At 61.3% G+C, this 26331-nt stretch carries 18 protein-coding genes and 1 pseudogene; 9 read left to right on the forward strand and 10 right to left on the reverse strand.

What is annotated here, in order from left to right:
• The 6 genes from NKH03_RS25110 to NKH03_RS25135 all read right to left on the reverse strand — a co-directional run.
• On the reverse strand, window positions 1-204 hold a 204-nt coding region (locus NKH03_RS25110), incomplete at its 3' end, for an FAD-dependent oxidoreductase (RefSeq protein WP_352971263.1).
• Window positions 185-601, reverse strand: a complete 417-nt coding sequence (locus tag NKH03_RS25115) for a hypothetical protein (protein ID WP_352971266.1) — start codon at window positions 599-601, stop codon at window positions 185-187. The genes NKH03_RS25110 and NKH03_RS25115, both read right to left, overlap by 20 nt.
• 2 nt (window positions 602-603) lie before the next feature.
• The gene (locus NKH03_RS25120) at window positions 604-3249 is read right to left on the reverse strand and encodes a LodA/GoxA family CTQ-dependent oxidase (protein ID WP_352971269.1); all 2646 of its coding nucleotides are present in this window, start codon (window positions 3247-3249) and stop codon (window positions 604-606) included.
• A 35-nt stretch (window positions 3250-3284) separates the two neighbouring features.
• Window positions 3285-5285, reverse strand: a complete 2001-nt coding sequence (locus NKH03_RS25125; RefSeq protein ID WP_352971271.1) for a tyrosinase family protein — start codon at window positions 5283-5285, stop codon at window positions 3285-3287.
• Entirely contained in the window at window positions 5272-7377 is a 2106-nt protein-coding gene (locus tag NKH03_RS25130; RefSeq protein ID WP_502913559.1) for a multicopper oxidase family protein, read from the reverse strand. Before NKH03_RS25130 ends, NKH03_RS25125 begins: the two co-directional genes overlap by 14 nt.
• 345 nt (window positions 7378-7722) lie before the next feature.
• Window positions 7723-12288 carry a putative Ig domain-containing protein gene (locus tag NKH03_RS25135; RefSeq protein WP_352971275.1) on the reverse strand — a complete coding sequence of 1522 codons (4566 nt, stop codon included), beginning with the start codon at window positions 12286-12288 and terminating at the stop codon, window positions 7723-7725.
• 477 nt (window positions 12289-12765) lie between these two features.
• Between NKH03_RS25135 and NKH03_RS25140 the strand changes: the two genes are divergently transcribed.
• The 4 genes from NKH03_RS25140 to NKH03_RS25155 are packed head-to-tail and all read left to right on the forward strand — an operon-like array spanning window position 12766 to window position 15012.
• On the forward strand, window positions 12766-13296 hold the full coding sequence (locus NKH03_RS25140) for a phage tail protein (RefSeq protein WP_352971277.1): 531 nt from the start codon (window positions 12766-12768) through the stop codon (window positions 13294-13296).
• Between the two features lie 52 nt (window positions 13297-13348).
• Complete coding sequence (locus NKH03_RS25145; RefSeq protein WP_352695726.1) at window positions 13349-13879, forward strand: phage tail protein; 531 nt, start codon at window positions 13349-13351, stop codon at window positions 13877-13879.
• 60 nt (window positions 13880-13939) lie between these two features.
• Complete coding sequence (locus NKH03_RS25150) at window positions 13940-14473, forward strand: phage tail protein (RefSeq protein ID WP_352971280.1); 534 nt, start codon at window positions 13940-13942, stop codon at window positions 14471-14473.
• Complete coding sequence (locus NKH03_RS25155; protein ID WP_352971282.1) at window positions 14473-15012, forward strand: GNAT family N-acetyltransferase; 540 nt, start codon at window positions 14473-14475, stop codon at window positions 15010-15012. The genes NKH03_RS25150 and NKH03_RS25155 overlap by 1 nt, the downstream gene beginning before the upstream one ends.
• A gap of 34 nt (window positions 15013-15046) precedes the next feature.
• Here the strand turns inward: NKH03_RS25155 and NKH03_RS25160 are convergent, their stop codons facing one another.
• Window positions 15047-15340 carry a DUF6916 family protein gene (locus NKH03_RS25160; protein WP_352971284.1) on the reverse strand — a complete coding sequence of 98 codons (294 nt, stop codon included), beginning with the start codon at window positions 15338-15340 and terminating at the stop codon, window positions 15047-15049.
• 393 nt (window positions 15341-15733) lie between these two features.
• On the opposite strand from NKH03_RS25160, the gene NKH03_RS25165 reads away from it, so the two are divergent.
• From NKH03_RS25165 to NKH03_RS25175, 3 genes are all read left to right on the forward strand, one after another.
• Window positions 15734-16246 carry an ATP-binding cassette domain-containing protein gene (locus NKH03_RS25165; protein ID WP_352971285.1) on the forward strand — a complete coding sequence of 171 codons (513 nt, stop codon included), beginning with the start codon at window positions 15734-15736 and terminating at the stop codon, window positions 16244-16246.
• A gap of 402 nt (window positions 16247-16648) precedes the next feature.
• Entirely contained in the window at window positions 16649-18826 is a 2178-nt protein-coding gene (locus NKH03_RS25170; RefSeq protein WP_352971287.1) for a S46 family peptidase, read from the forward strand.
• A 1956-nt stretch (window positions 18827-20782) separates the two neighbouring features.
• The gene (locus NKH03_RS25175) at window positions 20783-22213 is read left to right on the forward strand and encodes a gluzincin family metallopeptidase (protein WP_352971288.1); all 1431 of its coding nucleotides are present in this window, start codon (window positions 20783-20785) and stop codon (window positions 22211-22213) included.
• A gap of 630 nt (window positions 22214-22843) precedes the next feature.
• Here NKH03_RS25175 and NKH03_RS25180 read toward each other — a convergent pair.
• From NKH03_RS25180 to NKH03_RS25190, 3 genes and pseudogenes are all read right to left on the reverse strand, one after another.
• Window positions 22844-22990: a hypothetical protein gene (locus NKH03_RS25180; RefSeq protein ID WP_352971290.1), complete on the reverse strand. Its 147-nt coding sequence runs from the start codon at window positions 22988-22990 to the stop codon at window positions 22844-22846.
• 379 nt (window positions 22991-23369) lie between these two features.
• Window positions 23370-23468: pseudogene (locus NKH03_RS25185) on the reverse strand (IS5/IS1182 family transposase); the annotation flags it as partial.
• A 69-nt stretch (window positions 23469-23537) separates the two neighbouring features.
• Window positions 23538-24914, reverse strand: a complete 1377-nt coding sequence (locus NKH03_RS25190; protein ID WP_352971292.1) for a radical SAM/SPASM domain-containing protein — start codon at window positions 24912-24914, stop codon at window positions 23538-23540.
• Between the two features lie 597 nt (window positions 24915-25511).
• Here NKH03_RS25190 and NKH03_RS25195 point away from each other — a divergent pair.
• Together NKH03_RS25195 and NKH03_RS25200 are read left to right on the forward strand one after the other, a co-directional pair.
• On the forward strand, window positions 25512-25733 hold the full coding sequence (locus NKH03_RS25195; protein WP_352971294.1) for a hypothetical protein: 222 nt from the start codon (window positions 25512-25514) through the stop codon (window positions 25731-25733).
• Window positions 25723-26007, forward strand: coding sequence for a hypothetical protein (locus NKH03_RS25200; RefSeq protein ID WP_352971296.1), 285 nt, complete (start codon window positions 25723-25725; stop codon window positions 26005-26007). The genes NKH03_RS25195 and NKH03_RS25200 overlap by 11 nt, the downstream gene beginning before the upstream one ends.
• Window positions 26008-26331 lie beyond the last annotated feature (324 nt).

A 26331-nucleotide genomic window follows, 5' to 3' on the forward strand; every position in this document is an offset into this window, starting at 1 on the left:
GGCGAACGGCGTCCAGACACCAAGCTGACGCAGCAGCCCATTCGCTACTGCCGGCAGCACCTCTCCCGGCTTTGGCCGATCATGCTTTCCTGCTTCCAGCAACAGCACGCTCCGCGCGGGTGCGTGCCGACGCAACGTCAGCGCCGCCGCCGCACCCGCAGGACCGCCACCGATCACGACAAAGTCAGCTTGCTCGGACGGCATAGAAGGAAGCCACCACTCCTGCCGGGTTGGTGCTGCCGCCGTCGCCTGAATGCGGGATGGTGCGCACCACAGAGCCAACGATAGCCGGAACCTCCAGCCGGTCCGTGCTGTTCGGCCAGACCGGTACGAGCCAGCCTATATAGTCGTAGATCCATTCTTCGCCGCCGACCACGCCCTTGCCCTGGAACCGGACTTGCATAGGCGAGCCGTAGCCGAAGCCGCCACGCAGATCGAGCGACCAACCTGGCCCGCCGATCGTTCCCGACAGCTCGATTTGCGAGTTCTCGGAAATGGCCAGCGTGCCTTCTCCGAAGAGCAGGTCGTTGGCCGCTTTGCTGATGTCCGGATCGTTGAGGAAGCTGCGATAGGTCCAGTTGCCGACAAAGGGATTGCTCATCGTCATTCTCCCGAATCTTCGACGCAGATGTATTTGACACCGGGTGAGGGTTGGTCGAGACCGCCGGCAGGATTTCGGATCATGAATCCGAGCTTCGACCACTCGGTGACCATCTTGAGGTCGCCGGCCAGAGTCTGCGGAATACCGCGTGCCCAATTGCGGAACTGGAAGTCGGTGCCGACCGGATAATAGACTTGCATCGGCCGGTGCGCAGGCCACCACAGCGTCTCCCATACCCGCCCCTCGCGCTCCAGCAACGTGTCACCTACGCTATCGGGATAAAGCACGTTCCACTCCTCATAGGTAACGTCGATCGTCTGGGTGGAACATTCGTTGAAGTCGGCCTGCCAGGGCAGGCCGCTGAGCTTGGTCAGGTCGCCGGGCTGCAGACCGATATCGAAATCGCTGCCTTGCGACAGCGGGTCGGAGGCATAGGCGATGTAGCCTTCCTCGCTGGTGCCCGCGCCCCAGCGATTGGCATTCTCCTGCGCGGCGGTCAGCGCGAAGCTATACCATTCGGGGTCGGCTTTGATGCGATAGGGCTCGCGCCAGATCGCAGGGTTGCGAATGATCCACGTCACCTCGCCGCCCGGGCAGAAGGCGCCGCCGAGACCGTTCGAGAGCACGCCCTGGTCCAGACCGCGGCCGCCCGGCACATTCCAGTCCTTGTAGGGCTGCCACGGGTCGATGGCCGGTGCGAAGCCGGCATCCACCTCGTCGATGAAGATACCCGCCGCCCATTGCCTGAGCAGGAAGAGTTGCGTGTCGGTTAGCCGCAGGAACTTGCTCACCGTCTTGTTGGTGATCGGGTTATCGCCGGCCAATAGCGGCATCAGCGGTAGGTGGTAGGTGCGCGTCGCCGGATTGGCCTCGAGCCGAAATAGGTTTTCCTCGCCGGGCTTGCGCAAGAGGTCGAACAGGTATTGCCGCGCGGAGCGGCCCGGATCGGTCGTCGCGTCTTTGGTTGCCGCGGCAAGCGCGCGGTCCAGCAACTGGCCGGAGCGGTACTCAAACGCAAGCCGGCGCAGTGCGGCTTCGATCGGCTCGTCCGGGTCGGTGGTGCGATCGGGTTCGGCGGGCTCTTGCCGCGACGAGGATCGGGCGAGGGTGAGCATCCGCTTCTTGGGCGGCGCGGCTGCGGCGCTAATGTGTTCGATCACATCGCCGACGGCCGCGTCAAATGCGTTGCGGGCGGCTTCATAGGCTGGGTCGGCTACGGCATCGTTCTCAGCGAAAGCCGCTTGCCAGCGCGCGGCGTAGGCCCGCGCTGCCTCGCCCTCGCCGGGCCGACAGACCGCGGCGGTGAAAGCCGCTGCTGCCGCCTTAAGCGAGGCCCCGGCTTCGCCGACCACGGCATCCTTCGCAGCGCCCGGCGCATGCGTGGCGTCAAGCAGCATCAGGCTTGGTTCGACCGCAGCTTCAAGCAGTCGCCCGCCGACATGATCGTCTCTTGCGCGCCCTTCCTTCTGCGCCAGCGCGCGGGGCGCAACCCGCGGTGGAATGCACAATCGGTAGGGATCGAATGTGCCCCGGCTCGACTGGTTGTGGGGAAAATTCGATTGCTGGAGTATGTTGGCGAAGTACGAGAATTCGTCGGCGCGGAAAATGATCGGCCAGACGTCGCGCCAGAACCACGGCCGGTAGGCCGGGTTCCACTCCACCGGTCCGGCCTTCCAATGTAGCAAGGCCGGCGTATCGGTGGGGTCGATCTTCTGCGGTGCGCTGAAAGTTCCTGCGGTGCCATACAAGTCGGTGCGATAGGCGAATTCGCGGATCGACATGTCCTCGATCACGTCATCCAGCGTGATCATGTCGAGCACTTCCGGCGCGTAGCGGGGATAGCCGACCAGCGCCCAGGCCGGATATTCGACGTCGATGTAGCGCAGCGCCTGGACGCGCTCTTCCATCATAATCAGCCGCGCCATCACCGGCCCGTCCGAAATGTCGTCGAACCAGCCGTCGCTGTTGGCATAGGTCTCGATGCGCGGATGGCCGAAGCCTGAGAGGAACGAGCCGCTGTTCCCATGCCCGCCAAGCACCAGCAGCCGCCCGTCGTCGTCCGTGATCATCTCGCCCAGCGTATCGATCGCGTTGGGCGCCATCCCGGTTGGCGGGAAGGTGACGGCATAGGCCAGGTTGGTGTCGCGCCCGAAGCTTGCCTTGCGCCGCGAGGTGCTGTCGACCGTTTGCGGGCCCGCGTCGATGATCAGCTTCTGCCGTTCGACCGGATCGGTGATGCCGGCGTTGCGCAGCGGCGCGCCGTCGGGGTAGCCGGCCTCCCCTCGCAGCCCGTCGAAGGTGAACCAGGCCGCCTTCTTGTTGGCGAGCTGAACGCGCCACTGGATGTCGACAAGCTTTCCGCGATTGCCACCGCCCTCGACATGGTCGCCGATCTTGAGCGGGACGCCGTCAGGGTTGGCCTCGTTATAGACGAAGATTTGGAAGCGTGCCGCCTGACGCTTGATGCGGCCCTTATCGTCCTTGAAGTGCTTGATCGGCGCATCGCCCTTAGCGGCGTTGCCGTTGACGTCGCATTCGATCGGCATCTGCGCCGGCTTTTCGGGCGCGATGCAAAAGGCATCGGGGCTGTCACCGAGCCGGGCAATGCCGACAGCGGGATGAATACGATAGATCGTTGGGTCGGCCATATTAATTTCCCCTTGGTGCCAGTGCCGGCCGTGGGTTAGTCGAGAAAATTGAGCGAGACGCCGTCGAGCCGCAACAGCTCGCGGTCTTCCTCATAGGAAGCGCCGATCACCACCAGGCTGACGGTGAGGCTGGCGGCGCCGGCCGCGATCAAGCGTCTTGCCGCGCGCGTCACGTCGATGCGGTGGTTGCGCGGCGTGTTCATGCTGCGCTCGCGCAAATCGAACTTGCGGTTTTCCGTTGGCGGCACCTCGCAATGTCCGGGTCCGCCATAACATTCGCCATGGCCGAACACGGCGGCATAGCCCGCGTATCCAGGCAGGTTGAGTGGTGTCGTGGCATCGGCATCCGGGGTGTTGAGAAATACGCGGATGAAGCAGGAGCGCGGCAGTTGCGGCACGCGATGCAGCCGCACCTCGGCCGAGCGGAAGCCCTTGGTCGCTTCGGGCACCGCGATCGGCGCCGAGACAAAGCGCCCCACCGGGTTGGTCAGGCCGACCGGCATCAGGCATCCGCCGCGCACATATTCATAGCCGAAACGGCTCATTTCGAGCGTGTCGCGCACCGCATAGCTCCACGGCGTCAGCGCGGAATCGAGGTCCGCCGGCAGGCCGTCGGGATGCTCCTGCTGCCAACGCGACCAGAGCCGGTCGATGTTGGCATGCACTGGCCAGAAGATCGGATCGTAGGACGCAGTCAGGTTCGAGAACATGTCGCCGAACTGCGGCTCGGAGTAGAGATCGTCACGCTGGTGGAATTTTCGGCCGGCAACACGCACCGCGCTGTTGCGATCGGCGGGAGCGTCGGTCTTGAACGCCGGGTTCATGCCACCGGTCCAGATATGCATGGTGTTGTGCGGGTTCTGGTCTAGGAAGCCGAAGCTGTCGACATAAAGGCTGCCGCCGCCGAAGTCGCGGAAGGTGCGCAGCGACAGGATCTCGTCAATGTCCTCCTGCGCCGGGTAATGGTAATGGATGACGGTGTTGATCGAACCGTTGCCGAACTGGCTGGAATAGCGCAGCGGATACCAGAGCGGATTGGCCTCGAGCAGCGCGTCGATCAGCCGTTTGCGGTTTTCGCCCGCAACATATTCCTTGCCGCAGGCTGTGCTCACCGCGTCGTAAACTTGGGTCGGATTGGCCCAGAACTGGCCGACCAGCGTGTCGATCTTGGCCGGAAAACCCTTATCGCCCAGGAAACGTGCCGATTCTTCCGTCAGAAAGCCCTTAAAGGCATCGGGAAGGATTGCGCCGTTGGCCGGGTCTTCAGGCTTGTAGCGCGATGCGGGGAAATCCCACCACGGCATGGTCACGTCGGGGCAGAAATCCTGCAAGGCCTGCTCGAATTCATAGAGATACACGCGGTGCCACGGCAGGAATCGCTCCCAGCCATGCTGGCAGTGGTTCTGGTGGATCAGCGCCAGGTTGTTGTAGCTGCGCTTGTCGCCGACCCACTTGTTGAGCTTGTACAGCTCGCGAAATGCATGGCGCAGCCGCTCTTTCTGCGCGTCGTCGAGCACATCGACGTCCATGCGCTGTCGCAATTCTCCCTTGGCATAGCGCCATGCCGCGGGATCAGATGCCGGGCCGAAGATCGGGCCGGAAAGCCCCTTTACCTCGACGCGTGCCTCGGTGGCCACACTGACCTCGCCGGCAAGCGCGACTGATCCGATCAGCTCTCCGGGACAGCCTTCGTCGATCCAGGTCTCGATCCGGTCGATATCGTCATAAGCGATCGGCTTGCCGCCCCAGGGCAGGCGGGGGAGCTGCTTGCCGTCGAAGGGCGGCAGTCCGCGCAAGCCGCGGACCAGCGCTGAGCGCGCACCGCGCCCCTCGGCGTCGCTCTTGCCGCAACACGTTGTTGAAAGCGGCGCGATCAGCGGCATGCCCTGGAGCTCAAGCGTCAGGAAATCCGGCAGCGTCACCCCGGTCAGGCTGCCTGGTCCAGCTTTGCCGCCCGCAGCGGTGAGGATCGCCTCCACGTCGCTCCACGTAAACGGCGCATCGGGTTCGGACGCCTGCGCCTTACTTGTGGGCATCGTGGCCACCCATCGGCATCCCATGCATCTGCATGACGTCGCCCTGCACGGCGTCACCCACCTCACCGGGCAGCACCACGGCAACGTTCTGCATCATGCCCTGATCCTCGTGGTCTAGGATATGGCAGTGGAGCACATACTCGCCGATATAGCGCTCGTAGCGGGTGCGCAGCGTGATCGTGTAGATGCCTGAAAAACCCGTGGGCAGGTTTTGCGGGATCAGGCTCTTGATCCACAGCGTGTCTTTCCACACGCCCTTGAGGCCCGGATATTGCGGGTCGGGTGTCCCGGCGATGTCGTCTATCGCTCCAGGCGCGCTGACGTCCTTGCCGAGGGGGTCGGTGATTGAGACGATCTGGAACGGATTGACGTGGATGTGGAACGGATGGCTGACGAAATGCGATTGCAGCGTCCACACCTGCGCCTTGCCGAGCGGCAGCTGGCGGTCGATGCGGGTCGGATCATAGGGTTTGGTGTCGGCGGTGTTGAGGGTGTTGCCAACCTCGAACTTTATGTCCGGCCCTGTTGTATCGATGAAGAAGGTCAGTTCCTGCGTGCCGTTGCCCTTGACCTCCTCGTCCGTGACGTCGGGGTGCGGTGTGAAGCTGGTGAACTTTATGCCAGCCTTGAGATCGGACACCACTGCCGCCTTGACGTCGGCGGGCATGTTGGTCTCGGCCAGTGCAACCAGTATGCTCTTAACATAGGACTCGACATTGTCGACCGGCTTGCCCGGCGCAACGTCGATCAGGCCGAGCAGTTGTGGGCTCACATCCAGCCCGTTGACCACGCCCGATTTGGGCGCCGAGGAATCGATCACGCAGTAGCGCCCGGCTTCCGGAAAGACGACCAGCGCGTCGAAGCGGTAGCCGGGCTGGAGCGTCGCCAGCTTGGTCATTTGCGCAGCCGCCATTGTCAGGCCATCGGCGGCGACCAGCGCATAAGGCACTGGCTCGGTGTCGCAGGTATCTTTGATGAAGGCGGCGGTGGTCTCGGCCCTGAGCAGGGTCTTCACCCCAGGCTTCAACTTGCCGTCGAGCACCTTGAAGAACTGCAGGCTGATCGTGTCGCGCACGCCGGCATGGATGATGCGCCAGCGCTCGATCTGACCCTGCGTCGCCTTCATAGGGTCGGTGGGGTTGAACACCTTGCCGTTGAGCGAGGTATAACGACCCGATGCCGGCCAGGTGCCCGGGCCGAACTGGTCGTAGCCTTCGATGCCGCCGACATCGCCGGGGTCGCAGAAATAGCGGCCTTTAATATCCTGCTTGATCGGGCCGAGGTCGCCTTGCTTCGCGGCCGGGCCGCGGCAGGCATACTGAATCTGCTGCATCACCAGCACCCGCTCCGGAACTGCCGAGGTCGGGATCAGCGTATCGATGTCGCCATGGGCGGTTGGCGTCGGCGGGCGACCGCCGCGAATGATCAACGCGCCGGCCATGCCGCTCGACACCTGCAACGCGGTCGAGCCGTGGCGGTGCGTGTGGTACCAGAACGTGCCGGAGGGGTGGTCCGACGGGATATTGTACTCGTAGGTGAACTTGGTTTGCGGGTTGATTGACAACAGCACATTGTCGCTGTTGCCGGTCGGGCTTACCCACAGGCCATGGGTGTGCAGGTTGGTGCCGTTGAAGCAGTGCGGAATGTCGGGCATCTGGCCGCCCGTCATGCAGCCGGGGTCGCCGGGCTGCGGGCCTGCCGGCAGCTGGTTGTCGAGGATGATGCGCACCGTGTCGCCGGGAACGGCCTCGATGGTCGGCGAGACATAGGGCGCACCGGGATCGACACCCTTGCCCGTGTAGCCGCGCAGATGAACCTTGTCGTAGCCGCCCGTCGACGGGTTGTAGATCTGATTGTCGATATAGTTGATCTTGAGGTCGAGCAGCCGGTCGCCGCGCACCGGTGCCGTGTTGCCGGGCAGGGGCGAGGCCGGTGCTGCCTCCGTCAGGATAGGCTTGGCGATCGGCGCGCGTTCGTCCTGCAACAAGGGTGGATTGAGGATCTCGGCTGCCGCTGCCGCCATTGGTCCCAGGCCACTAACGAAAAAACCCGCGAAGATTCGCGCGCGCACCATCGATCCACCACGTGACATGGGGCCTCCCTCAAATTGGCTCTAGATTTCAATCCGCAAGCATAGTGACCCAGATCGTGAGAATTGTCCAGATGGATTGAATGTAAAAGGTGAAAGTTACTTCAATGGCCATGTGCAGGGTTGCTTATACGGCTCATTAAGATTTTATTGCAATTTCATTTACTTGTAGAAGTTCAGCCGCGATCGGCGGCTCTGCAGCGCGGCACGATCACCAATTTCGTATCCAGCTGGCGTTTACGCCGATGTCCGCTTCGCAGGGCGTCTTCCCCGAGCAAGCTCCTCGCCTACGTTTGGGCCGCGAAGAACAAGCACTAAACGGGCGCCACAGGTCTCGTGGCGGCTGGATTAGAAGTTCTTGCCCAGATTGACCAGGAACCCGTTGTCGGTATCGCCATCGCTGCCGAACAGGCCGCGATATTCCAGCCGCACGTTGAAGTCCTGCACCGTCTGCACATTCACGCCGAGGCCGAGCATGAAGCGGTCCTTGCCGAGCCCGTCGATCGAGGTGTGATAGATCGGCCCGCCGAACATGTCGGCGTAGTTCATGGTGATCGCGCTGTCGCCCTGGAAGTCGTGCTGGTACTCTATCCTCACCTGCGGTGAAACCACGCCGAAGTCAGCGGCGAACCTGTAGGCGAGCGTCAGGCCGAGATTGCCGGTGGTGGTGCTGATATCCTGCTCACCATAGTGCAGGGCCAATGACGGGTCGCCATTTTCAGTGAATTCGTCCAGCGTCGCCCGTGCCACGTCGAGACGGGCATAAGGCGAAATCTGCCACTGTTCGATCTCGAATTTCTTGCCCGCTGAAACCGAGGCGAACCACTGGCCGCCGTCCCGTTCGCCGGTGGCAAAGCCGCCACCGGATGTCAGATAGCGCTGCGAGTCGAATGAAAGCCACTGATATCCGACCAGACCGTCGATGAAGTAATCCTGGCCTGGATGATAGCTGGCATAGAGGCCCGCTGTGTAGGCTTCACCTTTGCTGCGGCTGCCATTGTCACCGATGTCGCTGACGTCGCGGCCGTAACCCATGCCAAGACCGATCGCGAAGGCGCGGTTCAGGCGATAGTCGACGCCGGCGCTTAGGCCTGTGGTCTCGAACTTGTAGCCGTCGTTGCCGTCACGCTCACCGATATTGATCGAGCCTCCGGTCCAGATGGTTACCTTGCTGTGGCCGAAGCTGCCGGTGCCGAAGCCGCCCGGCGTGCCCGATGTGGTGGTGTCGTCGAGGGACGATTTGAACGGCCAGTCCGGGTCGGCCGCCTTGCTGCGACCGCAGTCTGGTCCTTTTGCCGCTTGTTCGGCTTCCCCGCAGGTGCTGTCGAAGGAGAGCACGATGCCCTGGACAAAGGCCAGACCATCCGTGGGTTCCTGGCCATTGTCGCTGTCATGCAGGCCTTCCAGGCGCTGCTGGAAATTGCCTATCTGCGAGGTGGCGAAACGGCGCGTAGCCGCGGTCTCGGCGTTGAGGATGCCCATGACCTCGCTGTCCAGCGTCGGATCGGGACGCTCGACGACCTCGATGGTGATCGCCGTCACCGCCGACGTTGCATAGGCATTGCTCACGGTGAAGGTCACCGTCTCCGTGCCACGGAAGGTCGGGGTCGGCGTGAACGTCATCTGGAACCCGTTCAGTGTCGTCGTGCCGGACGAAGGCGGCGGCACGGAAACCAGGGTCGCACTGGTAAACGGTCCGCCGACCGCATCCTTGGTCAGGTCGACGACCACAGCCTTGCCGGACGATGTCGTGACATTTTGCGCGACAGGGACGGGCAGAGGCCTGACGTTGATCGTGACGGTGGCAGGCGCTGAGGTTCCGCCTGGTCCGGTCGCCGTGTACGTCAGTGTGTCCGACCCGTTAAAGGACGCTCCCGGGGTATAAATGATGTCAGTGCCGCTGACCGACGCGGTGCCGTGCGCGGGTGCGGTGGCGATCGCCACGGAGGTGATGGTCCCGCCATCGTTGTCCGTGACGTGGATGGTCACAGGCTGCCCTTCAAGCGTTTCAGCCGTCTCCGGGTTGGCGACCGGCGGGTTGTTTCCAATCACCAGGGTATAATTTGCCGCGCCGGTGAAACCGAGATCGTCCGTTGCCGTGGCGGTGATGTTGAACGAGCCGATTTCCGTCGGCGTGCCCGAAAGCACGCCCGCGGTTGACAGCGTTATTCCAGCAGGCGGCGTGCCGGTCAGCGCGTAGGTGTATGGGCCGGTGCCGCCGTTGGCCGCAAGCGTCTGGCTGTATGCAACGCCGTATTGGCCTGTGGGCAAGGTGGCCGGCGCCAGCGTTATGGTCGGCGGCGCGATCACCAGCGTGTAGGCCAGGCTCCCAGTGGCCGCGGTGCCGCCGGTGCTGTCCGTTGCCGTTACGGTGAAGCTGAAGCTACCGGCAACGGTCGGCGTGCCTGCGAGAGTATCTCCCGTGAGCGTTATGCCTGCCGGCAGCGTACCCGAAGTTACTGCAAAGCTGTAAGGGTTATTGCCGCCGCTCGCCGACAGCGGCTGGCTGTAGTCGGTTCCGACCACACCGCCCGGAAGGCTGGCGGGCGACACCGTCAGGCCAGGCACCAGGACCTGTAAGCCGTAGCTCTGGGTGCCCGTCTGGCCATTCGCATCTTGCGCCTGAACCGTGATCGGAAATGTGCCGGACTGCGTCGGCGTCCCCGAAAGAACGCCCGCCGTAGTGAGCCACGTGCCGTTCGGCAGCGGACCGGAAGATACAGTGATGCTGTAGGGACCAACGCCGCCGGACGCGACAAGGGAGACGGGTGTGTAGGCAGCCCCCGCAGTCGCATCGGCCAGCGAAGCCGGCGTGATCGTGATGGTCGGCGCGCCGACATTCAGCGTGTAGTTGGCTGTGACGGAAAATGGCGCTCCGGTTCCGGTAGAGCTGTCGGTTGCCTTGACCGAAATCGGGAAGCTTCCGGTCTGGGTCGCCGTTCCGGACAGCAGCCCTGTCGTATCATCGAAGGACAAGCCGGTGGGAAGCGTTCCGGTGAGGGCGAAAACATAGGGCGAAACGCCGCCTGTCGTCGAAAACTGCTGGCTGAACGGCGCAGCGTAGGGAACGGTGAGTGCCCCCGCCGCCGGCGTCATGGAAAGCGTCGGCGCACTGACGGTGAGCGTGAAGGGCTGGGAAATCGGGAATGGGCCATTTCCGGTGCTGCTGTCAGTGCCTGTGACATTGAGGCCGAAGCTGCCCGCTTCTGTCGGCGTCCCGGAAACGGTCACGCTGTTGGTCGTCGTCCCTGTGGCGGAAAGGCCCGCCGGCAAGCCACTTACCGTCAGTGTGTACGGCGCAGCACCACCGGATGCGGTGAAGGTCTGTGAATAGGTAACGCCGACTTGGGCGGCCAAAGTCCCGGATGCCGCGACCACGATCGTCGGATTGCTGACCGTGACGGTTACTGTCGCCGGTGCGGACGTTCCGGCCGTATTCGTTGCCGTATAGGTGAACGAGTCTGGACCGGCGTATCCGGCAGTGGGGGTGTAGGTTATCGATGTGCCGCTGGCCATTGCCGCGCCGTGGGCAGGCGCTGTGGCGAGCGCAACCGATGTCGGCGTTCCGCCGGTAATGTTAAGCGTGATTGGATTGGCGCTGCTGTTATAGGCGACCGTGGCCGACACGGGATTGGCAACCGGCGGAATGTTGACGATCTGGATGCTGTAGGCGCGGGGCGCGCTTGAATAGGGGCCGGTTCCCGTGCTGCTGTCAGTCGCGGTTACAGAGAAGTTATAAACTCCCTCTGCGGTCGGCGTTCCCGAAAACGCACCCGCGCCGGACAGCGATATGCCTGGCGGAAGGGCGCCGGCCGTCACTGCATATGCGTAGGGCGCGGTGCCACCGGTCGCGGGATTGAGCGAGGCCGAATAGGCCGCGCCGACCGTGCCGTTGGCAAGTGTGGTCGTCGGTAGGCTGACGGTCGGCGCGGCAACAACCAGCGTATAGGCACGTGTGCCGCTGAATGGCCCGGGCACGGTGCTGCTATCGGTTGCCTGGACGGTGAAATTGAATGTGCCGCCGGCGGTTGGCGTGCCCGAAAGTGCGCCTGTTGTCGTGTTCAAACTCAGACCGGCCGGAAGCGATCCCGCGGTGACGGCGAATGTATAAGGGCCTGTTCCACCGCTGCCGGAAATGGTCGTGCTGTAGGTCGATCCGACCGCTGCGCCGCCAGGCAGAGTGGGCGGATTAACGACGATGGTCGGCGCGGCATTGATGACGACGGTTATGTCCTGGATGACGAACCAGACGCCCCCGGTCGAGATCGTTGTGCTGTCCTGCGACTTGACCTTGAATGTGACGGTGCCCTGAACGCTCGGCGTTCCGGAGATCAGGCCGCTGGAAGACAAGCTCAATCCAGCCGGCAGGGGGCCAATCTCGACGCTGTAAGTATAGGGCGCGGTGCCGCCGCTGGTGCTGAGTTGCTGGCTGTATGCAAAGCCTACGGAGCCTGCGGGCGGGTTGGTCGGCGAAACGGCCAGCGTGGGTCCAGGGACACTCAAACTGTAGCTTTTGTCAGTCGTCAAAGGCGTGCCGGCGGTGGAATCCACCACATGCACGGTGTAATTGTAAGGGCCCGAGCCCGTTGGCGTGCCGGAAATCCTGCCGTTTGTTGCAAGGCTGAGTCCCGGGGGCAAGCTGCCGCCCCCCGGCGTATAGGTATAGGGCCCCACGCCACCGCTAGAGGAAAGTGTCTGGTCGTAGAAAACGCCGACTGCCGGTGTCGGCAGGCTTGCAGGGGTAACGGTGATCGGCGAGCTGGCAGGGGAGACTGTCACATTGACCGTGACGACACCCGAGGAGGCGTCTTCAAAGGTGAAGCTGTCGGACAGGGCGCCGTCGCCATTGTTGACATAGGTCAGGAGCCCGGCCGACGGGTTGTCGATGGTGACGGTGCCGTGTGCGGGCTGCACCACTTGGCTCTGTGGGTTTGTTCCGAAAGCATCGCATGATGACGCGTCGATCTGATGAGAGCCGCCAGATGCCACGGTAAACGTTATGGGGGCGGGGCAGCCTAATGATGGAGCGGCCTGTGCCCGGGATGGAGCGAACGCAGCCATGCCAACAAACGCTAGCGTGGCAACCCATAGCAGGAACCTGCTGGCAAGCGCGTCCGAACGCCCGACGCAATACTTTACAGTCAGATCCAATGCACGCCCCCCATGCCGCCAATCGACACGCTTTATTGCCGAAGCGAAAAATATCAATCAATCAAAGCTTTAATCTGCCCCAGAATCCGGGCGCGATCACCTTCTTCGGATTCGAATGCAAAGTAAATCATACAGTCTTCACCATGTCTACCTCAGGTGAAAGACTCCACTTGCAGAATCCGTGATTCATGAGCAATGATGAATTCAACAAACTAAGATGTCTAATATTAGGAGGTGCTAATGGCGGAAGTTTTTCTCGGTCAGATCATGATGACGGGATTCGGGTTCGCGCCAAAGGGCTTCGCCTTTTGCAACGGCTCGATAATCGGCATCGCTCAGAACCAGGCGCTGTTTTCGCTGCTCGGCACGACCTATGGCGGCAATGGTACCACGACCTTCGGCCTGCCCAATCTGCAGTGCCGCACCCCGGTCGGATTTGGCCCATCCGCCGATCCGAACTGGAACCCGACGGCCTATCAGTGGGGTGAAACGGGCGGGGTTGAAAACGTCACGCTGCTGTCTCAGCAACTGCCGGCCCATAACCATGTGGGTAATGCGACCACGGCAGCGGGTGCGGCGCGCAATCCCAGCGGGGCGCTCTATGGCGCCACCACAAACGCCATCTATGCCGCACCGAATGGCCGCGCGGTTCCCTTGTCGGCTCCCACCGTCACCTATGTCGGCGGCAACCAGTCGCACCCGAACATTCAGCCTTACGAGACCATCAACTACAACATCGCGATGAGCGGGATTTTTCCGTCACGCAGTTGACGCCGCCAGCACACAATTGCCCGCCAAATCATTGCCCTGAGGAGGTCCATCGATGAGCACGCCCTTTGTCGGAGAAATCCGCATGTTCGGTTTTTCGCGCGTGCCGAACGGTTGGTTCGCCTGCGACGGAGGGGTGTATCCCATCTCGGAATATGACGTGTTGTTTACACTGATCGGCACCACCTATGGCGGCGATGGCCAGTCCACGTTCGCCGTGCCCAATCTTTCCGGTCGTGTGCCCATCCATCAGGGCACAGGGTCTGGCCTATCGAGCTATGTCCTGGGCCAGGCGGCCGGCAACGAGGACGTCACCCTGCTCCCTCAGCAGATGCCGCAGCACAATCATTCGATGACCGCGACCACGTCGAGCGCCGATGGCAAATCGGTCAACACGGCGGCCGAACTTGGTGCCATCTCAAACGACACCATGTATGTGACCGATATTGCCGGCGCTACGCCTTATGTCACCGCCCCTCAATCGACGCAGACTATCGGCGGGAACACGGCTCACGACAACACGATGCCGACGCTGACAGTGCAGTTCTGCATTGCATGGGCGGGAATTTACCCATCGCAGGGCTGAGCCCGCGCACGGGATTGTTTATGGAAACCGGTTCGCCATCCAGATCGCAAGGACATTCCAATGACTGAGCCCTTCCTCGGTGAGATACAGGTTTTCGGGTTCAGCTTCGCTCCGCGCGGGTGGGCTTCCTGCAATGGCGCCGTTGTTCCGATCCAGCAAAATTCGGCGCTGTTCTCTTTGCTTGGCACCAACTACGGCGGCAATGGCACAACTACCTTTCAACTGCCCAACTTCACCAACCGCGCCGGCTGCAACCAGGGCAGGGGCCCCGGGCTTTCAAGCCGCACCATCGGCGAGACGTTTGGCGCAAGCAGCGAGACGCTGACGGTTGCACAAATGCCGGCGCACGCGCATCAGTTCACCATATACAACCAGCCGGATCTGGCCAAGAAAACGGGCTCGCCCTCTGCCGGCAATTCATTGGCCCCGCCCGGAAGCACCAGTCCTTTTGTGGCCAATGCGCAGGCGAACGCGCAATTCCTGTCCACCATGCTCGGCGCTACCGGGAACAGTCAGCCGCATGAGAATCGCCAGCCTTACCTCGCGGTGAATTACAGTATAGCGATGTCGGGGGTCTTTCCGTCCTTCGGTTGATGGCCTCCAGCAAAGCAGAAGCGTTGCCGGCATTTCCTGCCGGCGAAAGCTCCCGGCTGAGCTTTCCACGTGGCGCGTCCCGCAGGGCGACGCTCGCGGACATTCCATTTCTGCGCCGGCTCTACTGGTCATTCCGCATAGAGGAAATGGAACCCGTGCCTTGGCTGCAGGAGATGAAGCGGGCTTTCATCGACGGGCAATTCGCCCTCCAGCATCGCCACTATGTCAGCGCATTTTCAAACGCCGATTTCCTGATCCTTCAGGACAAGGGCAAGCCGATGGGACGGCTCTATGTCGATACCAGCGCCGAGCGTTGGCATATCATCGACATCGGTTGCCTGCCGGAATGGCGCAAGCGTGGCCGAGGGATCGCCCTGCTGAAGGCAATTCAACGCCAGGCGCAAACCTCCGGGGCATCGGGGGTATTCCTGCATGTCGAGCGACGCAACATCCGCGCACAGGCTCTGTACCGCCGCCTTCAGTTTCAGGAAGTCGATGCTACCGACACCCATATCGGGATGGAGTGGTCTACGGCCTGACCGGCCTTGCTTGTCCGGTCGACCGGATGCACCGTCAATTGAAGATTGCCTGATAGACAATGCCTTCCTTGTCCCTGGCGACAGGGACAAGGAACATTTCGAGGCTGCCCAACGTCGCATTCTTCAGCTTGTAGAGCCTTTGCGGCAGGACGATCGGTGAGCCGCTTCGAAACATCAGGGAAAAGGGCGATCGCCGAATTCCGGGAAATCCGCTTTCCGGCAGCGGCCGCGCCTCTGACAGCGTCATGGGCAGCGAACTCTCCCCCATGTCGAGGTCGAACGCGCTGCCGACGCACCCGGCGAAATGCTCCAGCGTCACAAGTCCCATGAGCTCTCCACTTTCCCGCACTTTGTGCGTCTCAGGCAACCATTCCATGGTCGGGTCGTGGACGGCACGCCGATCGGCTCGATTGATACCGTGTTCTGGCACGGCATGAAAGTTCTTGCGAGCCCTTCCTTCCGGCAAGATGTGGCTTTTCGATCCAAGCATTGTTGGTCGACTGTAGTGTCGCTGTGGGAGGTGCGTCCTCAGTCTTTGGAATATTCGCCAGGGCGGATCCGCTGCGAAACAGTAGACTGGCAGCATAGAATCCCCCCCCCCGCTGGTCGTCGCATGATAGCCGGCAGGGGCCGATTTGGCGGTTCCGGGCCTGTATTGCCATACTGCGAAATCAATGCGATCGCATCGGGATTGTTGCCGTTTGCATCCCGCGGGCCACCGATGATGGCGAACAGGCAAAGAGCGCCCGAGTTCGCGTGGACGGGACTGACCTCATGCGATGCCGGCGATATTAGCTTCGCCTCGTCGAAGGCCGGCCACACCAGCCCGATCATTGCTGTGGTGCATCAGGTGCTGGGGCTGCTGCCCGAGCTGTCGGTCGCGGAAAACATCGGCATCGTGTATGCAAGGTCGGGCTGGTCGCAAATCAGCCGTCGCCGCATGCGCGAAATCGCCCTTGGTGCGCTCCGGCTGATCGACCCCGCGATCGGCGAAGAGATCATCGATTTGCCGGCACGCAAACTGTCCCTCCACGAGGGCCAGATCGTCGAGCTCGCTCGTGCACTTTCAACTGGAGCGGAAGTGCTGCTTCTTGACGAGCCGACGGCCAACCCAACTGCCGGCGAGACGGCCAAACTTTTCTCGGTGCTGAAGCGGTTAGTGCAGGAGGAAGGCATCGGCATCGGCATGCGCTCAACCGGCCGTTCTCGCCAGAGGAAACGTTTGCCAGGTTGATCTCAGGTGACTCTCAAGCTTGCGCCGGCCGGCTAAACGCGACGGCATGAACACCGCGACCGTCAGCTATAAGCGTGATGTTTCCCGCCGCAGATGATCACTTAGGACGACAGTGTCGGGTGACGACAGTGTCGGGTTTACGACGATGTCGGAGATCGGACACAGATGGGGCGGCTCACCACCACATTGTAATTGAAAGCTTTATTCCTTTGGCACGGTTAGTGCGGCGAACGATTCGCAAACATGCAGGCCACCCCACAAGAGAGGTGGGCGTCATCCGGATTCTTGCGTTAACGGTCCACTCGGAGTGGCAGCCGATGGGCGCGGGCGGATGCCGGCCGTCCCGATTGTCATCGATTCCGGTCTGCGGAAAACAGGAAGCGGATTAGAGGGACAACCAGCATGAACTCGAATTTGAAACGGTTGGCCAAGGCAACTGCCATCGCCTTGCTCTGGACGGTCAGCGCTGCGTGGGCGCACGAAGGTATGTGGATGCCGGGCCAGACTGCGGAAGTGGGCGCGGCCATGCGCGCGGATGGGCTCCAGATCGATCCCGCACAGCTGGGCCGTCTGGACGCTGGCCCGCTCAACGCGATCGTATCACTTGGCGGATGTTCTGCCTCCTTCGTCAGTCCACAAGGGCTAGTCGCAACCAATCACCACTGTGTGTTCGGATCCATCCAATACCACAGCAAGGAGGGTCAGGACTATCTCACAAACGGCTTTCTGGCGAAGAGCGTGGACGAAGAATTGCCCGCGGCGCCTGGCAGCCGCATCTATGTGATCGAGCATATGCGGGATGTGACCGCCGACATGCTCAACGGCGTCTCGGACAAGCTGAACGGCTTTGCCCGCTATGAGCGGCTCGACACAAACCGCAAAACGCTGATCGCCGCATGTGAAGAACAGCCCAATCGCCGCTGCGAGGTATGGGCCTATTATGGCGGCGCCTCCTACTATCTGGAGCAGAAACTCGAAATTCAGGACGTGCGCCTTGTCTATGCGCCCGCGCTTGGCATCGGTAACTTCGGGGGCGAGACGGACAATTGGATGTGGCCGCGTCACACAGGCGACTTCGGCTTTTATCGCGCCTATGTCGCTCCTGATGGTTCCGCCCGTCCATATGCGCGCGACAATGTTCCTTACCGGCCGAAGAGCTGGCTGCCCATAGCCCGTGACGGGGTCAAGGAAGGCGATTTCGTCATGGTCGCCGGCTTTCCGGGGTCCACCAATCGGTTGCGCACCGCCGACGAAGTCCGGTTCAATTTCGCGCACTACGAACCGCTGCTGCAGCGTTTGCTGTCGGACTATGCCGCCCAGATCAGGCAAGCCACGACAGGCAATCGCGAGGCGCAGATCCGCTACGCCTCCATCCTGCAAGGCGCGGAAAACTACGAGAAAAAGCTGGCGGGCGATCTCGCCGGCGCCGATGCAATTGGGCTCGAGGCGCGCAAGGCCACCGAGGAGAAAGCTTATCGCGACTGGGTCGCTGACGATCCTGCGCGGCAGGCGCGCTATGGAGCAGCAATCCGCGAACTGGACGCCATAGTGGCCGAGAATAGCCGGGCCTCACTCGAGGAGCTGCGGCAGGCGCTGCTGGACCGCGCGCAAATCCTCTCATCCGCGCGCGGTCTCTATCGCTGGGCCAAGGAGCGCGAGAAGTCTGACGAAGACCGTGAAAGCGGATTTCAGGATCGCGACCGTAACCAGACCGTGGATCAACTGATGCAGATCGAACGCCGTTATCTGCCCGACATCGATCGCAAACTCTTCGAGGCCGCGCTCGATGAATATCGCCGGCTGAACGAAAAGGACCGCGATGCTGCGTTCGAGACCGCTTTGGACCAAATCGGCCTTGACCGACTTTATGCAGACACCAAACTCGCTGACACGGCCACGCGGCTCGGCTGGCTCGACAAGCCCGCGGCTGCTTTCGAGCTGTCGGACGATCCTTTCATCAAGCTGGCGGTCGCACTCTACCCCGGCGATATAGCTACGGAGCGCGCGGCCAAGGACCGCGCCGGCCGCACGCAGGCAGCCCGGGCGACTTATATGCAGGGCCTGCGTGCCTATCGGCAGTCGATCGGCCGGTCCGTGTATCCCGACGCCAATGGATCGCTGCGCATCACCTGGGGTAAGGTGACAGGACGCACGCGCGACGGGCAGATCTGGACGCCCTTCACCACGGCCGAGGGACTTCTAGCGAAGCACACTGGCAAAGGTGAGTTCGATGCGCCGGATGCCATAGTTGCCGCGATTCAGGCCAAGGACTATGGCCCATATGTCGCGCCAACGCTGGGCACGTTGCCGGTCGACTTCATGTCCACCGTCGACATCACCAACGGCAACAGCGGCTCGGCGACGCTGAACGGGCGTGGCGAGTTCGTGGGTCTCGCTTTCGACGGCACACTCGAGGGCGTCATCTCGGACTGGGCTCCCGACGCGGACCGTGACCGCGCCATCCATGTCGACAGTCGCTTCATGCTGTGGACCATGGACAAGATTGACGGGGCGGGCCGGCTGCTCAAGGAAATGGGAGTGCGGCCGTCATCGCGCTCCTGTGCGGATAGAAAACGTTGATAAATGTCAGGGTCTTGTTGCAATGGCTGAATGGGAGGCGCAGAGAGGTCTGACACGAGGCCAATCACGCGGCAAGGCGAGGCTCGCCTGTTGCTTACGCATCATTTGAACCATTTCATGATCGCGGCGCTTGATACGCCGATGGTCCTCTACCGATCCGGTCCCAGCGCTTCTTCCCAAGCGGGCGCCGATGTTAAATTTGAGCGTTTCGGCTTGCCGGAAATTGGAAGCTCGGTGGCTACCTCTCATGGCTTTTGGTGTGCTGGCAGGAAGACTGATGCGCGGGTGTGGATGGACCAAGGCGTTGCATCAGGGCGAGGGTCGACAGGGTCCGAGCGCGCATGGCCGAACTGGAGCGCGACCTCATAGTGACCGCACCAATGGGCGCCGTCGGCGTTTCGAAGCGGGACATGAATTTCGCAATGCGAAGTTCAGCCTGGCGCGTCTCGAGGAATGCATCGCCGAAATACCTTGACGCTTTGGTATGGAAGGCGAGCCGGCCAACAAACCCCCAAGCCATCGCGCCAGCTACGCAAAGTGCGAGCGCAACAAGCAGACTCCACGTTCACCGCGATGTGAGAGTTGACCGCGATGTGAGTTGGATCGCTTGGTTCGAATGCTCAAGACCACGACGAGCATATGGCTCTCTGCGCTCGTTGCCATAGTGTTCAGTATTTTATCTGACCAAGCAGTCCAGACACGAACGGGGCTTTCGCCTGCGAATATGCAAATCACGGTTGTCCTCATGTACGTGGCGGAACTCACGGGCGTGACACGTCGGTCGAATAAGCTCCTGGAAACGCGGTCGGCGCGGGCATTGGCATATATGAAGCGGGAGCCCAATCACGCGCATCCAGCCGCACGACCAGCTTGCGAGCGACCATCTCGGCTATCGCCCCGTCAGTTTCGGTCTGCATCACATTCGCCGTGCTCAGCCGTTCGCGCAGGCCGGTATCCATCACGTGCAATGTCGTGGCTCAGGCTGTTTATATCGTCCCTCTTGGCCTCAAACGCGGAGCGGCGCAACGGGTACACTTGGATAGACGCATCGAGGTCCGAAACGAGTTGCCAAAGTTTCGACGGCGTGAACTGCTGAGGCGGAACATCGTCCGGCAGCACCACGCAAGCGTCGGCTGAAGCCTAACCACCTCCGGATCTGACGTCCCGTCGGCCCATGAGCGGCAGCGCCAAAGCGCAGTCACAGGCCCCTCAAGCGCCGGGCAGCGCGCCCTTCGCCGACATCGCGAAGAAATCAGCAGGATGGCCAGCCCCACGCCGCACGCGGTCAGGATAAGGCTCGCCATGAAGATGCAGTTGGCGCGTTCGTAGGTGTGTCGGCGCAGCGAACTCATGTCGAGCAACATGGACACCGCCCGCATCTGAAACGCGATGCCGAAGAGGATCGGCACAACGGTGAACAGATCGTAGAATCGCCATGGCCTGGGGTTAGCAGCCCAATGCGTGACGAAGCCGGGCGAAAAGGCAAGCAAGATCCCCACGACGGTGACTGTACCGTTGCGAAAAATCGTCTCGATCCCTTCGGATGGTTGTCGTTCAAGTGCTCTCCCGTCCATCAGCCGTAGCAGGCGCGGTCGACATTAAGCTCTCGGGATCCCTGTACATCGCCGCCAATTGGTCAAGGGCCGAGCACCGAAGCCATACGGCACCGTCTCAGGTTGCGCTGCCCCTCCTTTGCGGCTGGTGGCGCTGAAGCAAAGCGCGCGTTCGATGTCATGGATGGCTCTGAAAATCGGCGTCGCCGCGATCGAGGCGGCGCGGCACGGTTGATGCTCCATCGCGTCTTGTAGCCAGATCGCTGCCGGAGCGTGTTCGCGTTGCCAGCTAACTGCGACGCAGAACGCTCTCCGACGCTCGAGGGCGGACAACCCCGATTTGGCGCCGCCTGTGGCGAGCAGTTCGAAGTTCCATTCAATCGAAACCAAAGAGGAGACGACAGTGGCGAAGGCGAAAGGTTCGGCGAAGAACGCCAAAGCGGAGGGAAGCAAATCGGTTTCCGTTTGGGAGGACGATCCCGGAACGGGGATACTGGTTAGCCGACCCATTCCAGACCTTTCCAAGAAGCCTCTTGCTTTTGGGTTTCCCGAGCCTGCTCCAAAGCCGGGCGTATACCCTCCCGGAGCGGCCGATTTCAGGTATTGGACCGCAGCGGAGGCGTTGCGACGGGGCGCGGACTTCTGGTCGGTGCGCGTTCCGCTGACGAAGTGGCAGGTCGGCGCGACCCTAAAGGTCATCCTCGACGAAGGAGACGATCTCAATGCCTACTACGATCGCGAGGCCCTTAACTTCTTCCACAGTCCCTCTCGAACAGGTACCGTTTATTCGGGAGAGAGCCCCGATGTAGTTTGCCACGAGATGGGACACGCGGTACTGGATTCCTTCAAGCCGGAGTTGTGGGACGTAGGCAGCCAGGAAGTCGCGGCATTCCATGAATCGTTCGCCGACATCAGCGCAATCTTGTCGGCCATCCAGCTTCCGTCGCTTCGCATCAGCATACTGCACGATACCGGCGGCCGCCTTTACAGAAATTCGCGGCTGTCTCGCCTCGCCGAACAGATCGGCGCGGCCATCCGCGCGCAGCGTCCGGACGCTGTAGATGCGGACTGCCTGCGGAATGCGGTGAATTCCTTTGGGTACCAAGACCCGAGCACGCTCCCCAATTCGGCTCCGGCAGCACAGCTTTCCTCGGAGCCACACTCGTTTTCGCGCGTTTTTACAGGCGCGTTCTTCGAGTCGCTCGGCACGGCCCTTTCCGCCAAGGCGCAAGATCCAACGATGCCGACGGAAGCTGAATTGCTCTCAGTCGCAAGCGATCTGGCCGGCATTCTCATAAGCGCGATCAAAGCTTCGCCGGTGGTGTCCAACTGGTACGCCCAAGTGGCCGCGAATATGGTGATCGCAGCTGGCCCGGTGGATGCCAGATATCCGCCGATCATCAAAGCAATCTACGTGCGTCGTCTGATCCTCTCTCTGCACTCCGCAGCGAGCATTGCCTCTGTCCCAACCGCGCGAGCTGCTGGCCCTGCCGCTGCTGCCGCACAGGAAGAACTGGCCGAGACAGCGTTGCCGGCCGTTGACTACGGGATCAACGGGGTGCTCTTCGTCAGGACGCCATCACAGAGAGACCATTTTGTCGCATTAAGCGCCGCCGGTGACTTGTCGCCGGTACAACCTCTCAGCGCAGCGACCGCGGCTCAGATGTTCGTCGACGATCTGTTTAGCCGAGGTCGTGTGGACTATGACGATGTGGTATTGCCTGAGGCTCGGCTGGATCACGGACGTAAGCTAAAGTCACATCGGCTGGTAACGACCCCCGGCGGCGCGCGCTTGGAAAGGCTGCTATTCGATTGCGACTGTGGATGCCAATGATAAGCTGGACAATATGATAGTGCGAAATCATAGAGAGAGCGAAGGTGCCGTCTAAAAGGAAGGCCGATCTTATAGTCCCGAACGACTCCGAGAAAGCAGCGTTCGTGCGAGGTATGATCGAACGGGGCGAAGCCGTACAGGCCCATCCCGACGGTTCTTTGCCTCCAGGGGCCACCCATCTTATTGTCGGGAAGACAGAGAATGGACTGCCGATCGTCAAGCGTGCCAGGTTCAGCGCGTTTTAGTGCCCGAAAACTGATGCTTGGTTCCAAAGTCATAGGTCCGCCTAGCGCGTCAGCTTGGTCGTTCGGCATACCCTGTCCGTACGGCAAAAGCGGACACGAGCGAGCAGGCTAGGCGGCACGTTTTGCTCCACAATCGCCGTCGTGCCAGTTGCAAGGACAGGGCAGCGATCGAGCCTGATTGCGCGGCGAGCATTTCCATTATGGACGTCGTACACCCAAGAAAGGTTTCGACGGGCATGATGAATTTATCCGCCGCGCTCTTCACATGCCGCGCATTCTTCAGGTTGAGGCCGTCGCCGCTGCCAGAAAGCTGTCTCCCATCGCGCGGCGGCGGCGTAGTGGGCAGCAAGCGCGGGCGTGTAGTCGGCAAGGCCTTGCGCGGCGATCATCCCATACGCGCGCGGGCGAGGTCATCGCGTCCGTCGGCCATGTCCGACGCGGCATAGGCGGCGAGGATGCCCGAGCGCAGCGCATGCACGATGCCGCGCGACGACAACGGGTCGGCGGCGAACAGGCAGTCGCCCGCCGCCACCCAGCGCTCACCCGCGGCCGGATCGATCGTGGCCGTTCCCGCCGATCTGATCGACGCCGAGGTTTCGCGTGTGCCTGGGGGTAGGAGCGGGGCGATGAATTGCGTCGCCGCCAGTGCGCCGTACCAGGATTGCGGATCGCGCAGTTCGCTGCCCAGTGGGATCGGTCAGGCACGCCACCACCCGGCGTCCGCCAGGCAAGTCGGCGCTGTACCACCAGCCCTCGGGCCGGGCCTCGATGGACCATGCGGCAATCGCCCGGGAAGCGGGTGTATGCGGCGAGGTGGCCGTGCACACGAAGCTTCGCGCCGAAGGATCGCGCCAGCCGCCAGCTGCGGCCGGTCGCCCAGATCACGGCGCCGGCGACAATGTCGCCACCGCAATTTCCCTGTCATCAACCCGCGCTACGCCACGAGCATTGTTGGGCAGATGCGGCTGGATCACACCCCACTCGAAGTCGCTCAATTCGTATCGACGCATTCAAGCCTCCAAAGGAAGCCTTGAATCAGAACCGTCACAAAACGGAAATCCAGTTTATGAGTTTGCGACTTAGTTGAAGAAAGGACCACCGCAAGATGGGGCCTTGCAGAAGTAGCTGCCCGTGGCGTTGAATGAATCAACAAAGCAGGATGTCCGACAGAGGTGCAACTTGCTGCAGCGGGCGCAGTCCGGATCAACGACCTTCGGGTTCGCGGTCCGCGCACGAAGGACAGCAAACGCTTCACTGTCCCAGATTGCTTTGAGTCCCGCGCTGAACACGTTGCCGTAGGTAAAGGCCTTCACCCCATGCATCTTGTCACAAACTGAGACGTCACCGCTCGGAAATATCGACATCCCCATATTGATGCCACCGCAGGGATACCACTCGCTGTGGTTCCACTTTCCCTTTGCATCCTTCGGCGTATGCACAGTGCAGACTTGTGCATACTGCTCTCGCTTTCGCTCGATCCGATTTCTTATCCGGGCCAGGTCCTTGGAGGTCACCTTGCGAGCGCGATTGGCAGGAGACTTGATGGCCCCACTCTCCATGAAGGAGATGCCGACTTCCGCGACACCCAAATCCACCAGAAGATCTATAGTCTCTTCCACTGTGTTCTGGGTCATTGGTGTCACCACACTCTTGACCACCACCCGAATCCCCGCCGCCCGCAAAAACCGAATCGCGTCGATCACCTTTGGGAAGTGCCCGCGAGACCGCGTAACCTGATCGTGTAACTGCGGTGAAGGCACGTCTAGGCTGATCGTCATTTCTTCCATGCCCGCAGCTGCCAACCGAAGGGCAATGTCCGAACAAGTTCCGATCACCGTGCCGTTGCTGGTCATGGCCGGAAGCATGCCCAGCGAGAGGGTGCGCTCCACTACCTCAAGCCAGCCGTCGAAAAGCGTTGGCTCACCACCTGTAAGCCCGACAAATACGACTCCCCAATCCGCCGCCTCGTGCAGCAGTTCGAGGCACTTGCTCAGGGTCCAGCGTCTGTCGCTCCTCTGGTGGCGATACTGGTAACAGTACGAACAGCTGAAATTGCAGTTGAAAGTGAGAGTGAAACTGATTCCCGCAGGAACGGGCCACTTTCCGAAGGTGGCGCGTTCTATCGCGGGGGTGTCGGCCGGGTAGAGGAATTTCTGTGGACTAAATCGCTCGATTGGATTTGGTTTGGCTTCGAACGTGAGAAACTGCCGATAAAGTCTAAGGAGCTGATCTACTTGGGACTTTGCTTCAACATCCGTAAGCCCAAATGTCTGCCCATAGATATAGGCGATTTCGGAGGTGAGGAGTGTTCTGTCGCACAGCGACAGAAAGAACGCGTGAGAGGGATCGACCATGCGAATCTGTGATGGATGGCGAGCATGAACCAAGGCATAGCCATGCATTGGCTTGAGTCGTACCGATTTTTTGAGTTGGGGCAGCAATTCGATATGGCCCATGGTCGGATATCCGGATTTCAAAGCACAGCTGCGCTTTTAAGAAAGCAAGAAAGTAGCTGGCCGACGAAAATGCCGGCCAGTGCACCACTTAAAGAGGCTGGACCTGAATGCAGGTAGACAGAGTATTCCAGCAGCCGGGAAGACAGGTGACTGCTTCAACCCCGTCTGTCAGCCGCTGCGCCCGCGCCTCGGCTCGCGAAGCCTCATCACGAAGCTGAGCAGCCAAACTCCGCAGAACGTCTGGTTGATGTAGATATCCTGGTTTTTTTTCCTTCGGCATAGGTCAATCTCCCTTGGTTGATCGCAACCCTCAAAGGCTTGCGGCAGATGACCCGCAACGAGCGCACCATGTTGAGGATGTAGCCGCCAATCTCGCCCAGCGAATCGCTATAGGCCTTTTTTGCTGGGGTTTTTGATAGGAGGTCGGAGTGTGCTTGATGAATGCACCTAAAATTCCGAGGAGACAAAACTGTTAGCTATCGGACAAATTGTCCTTGATCGAACGGACCGGGTAGATCCGGTCAGGGTGCATTTGAGTGGCCGGAGCACAGATCTGCGCAGCACGGGTATCCCCGCTACGCGCCGGAAGTGCTCGACATGATCACGCTGGAAGATGTGGTCGATGACATGTCGATCCGCGAATTCGCCTATCGCACCGACATGTTTGGCACATCAGGCACGTTTGACGCGCCGCAAAAGATCGATCCGACCGAGACCGCAGCCCTGCTTCACTGGAAAGCTGGACCGGTGGAATGGAGCCCAGCCTATCGTCCATGGTTCTGGCGCGACATCTGGCCGATCATTTTCCGTGCCGGTTGAATTCTCCTACTTCGCCAACATCCTCCAGCAGTCGAACTTTCCGCACAGCCAGTCGAACCGGGGGACGTTAGATCCCAATCGCCTCTGCATCCTGCCGCGCATCGCACCACGTGCGCTGGCGCAGAAGGAACTTCGCGCCAAGGATCATGTCGTTCTTGATCAGGCGCGGAAGCGCCTGGACGAGCGGCGGCCGAAACCGCTTCCGCGCGAGGCAATGCTCGAGGGATTGCGCGACTTGTGGGTCGAGAAGGGCCGCTATCGCGAAACATCGTAGATCGGACCCGTTTCGGTTCCGAGCGTGAGGACCTAATACGTCTTTCACTTTGGCAGCCTCCGGCAAGACTTGAATGAGTTTGGTCACGTTGCGCCCGCCGAAAGTCCTCGAGTGGCGCCTAGCCCCCTTGATGCAGGCGATGAGTTTTTTGGCGCCTGAAGCGGCGATGTGGTTGCCCTTGCGGTGCTTTTTCACAAGGCTCATGGGCGCCGGCGATCATCCGTTGTGATGGAAGGCGGGGTTTGCGGATTTGAAAGGTCAGCGGGTTCGTTTTCGGGGCGTCCGGCGCCCGTCGGGCTATGTTGGGGATGCGATCGAGAACGA

The organism is Mesorhizobium sp. M1406 (assembly GCF_040317555.1).
GTDB lineage: Bacteria > Pseudomonadota > Alphaproteobacteria > Rhizobiales > Rhizobiaceae > Mesorhizobium.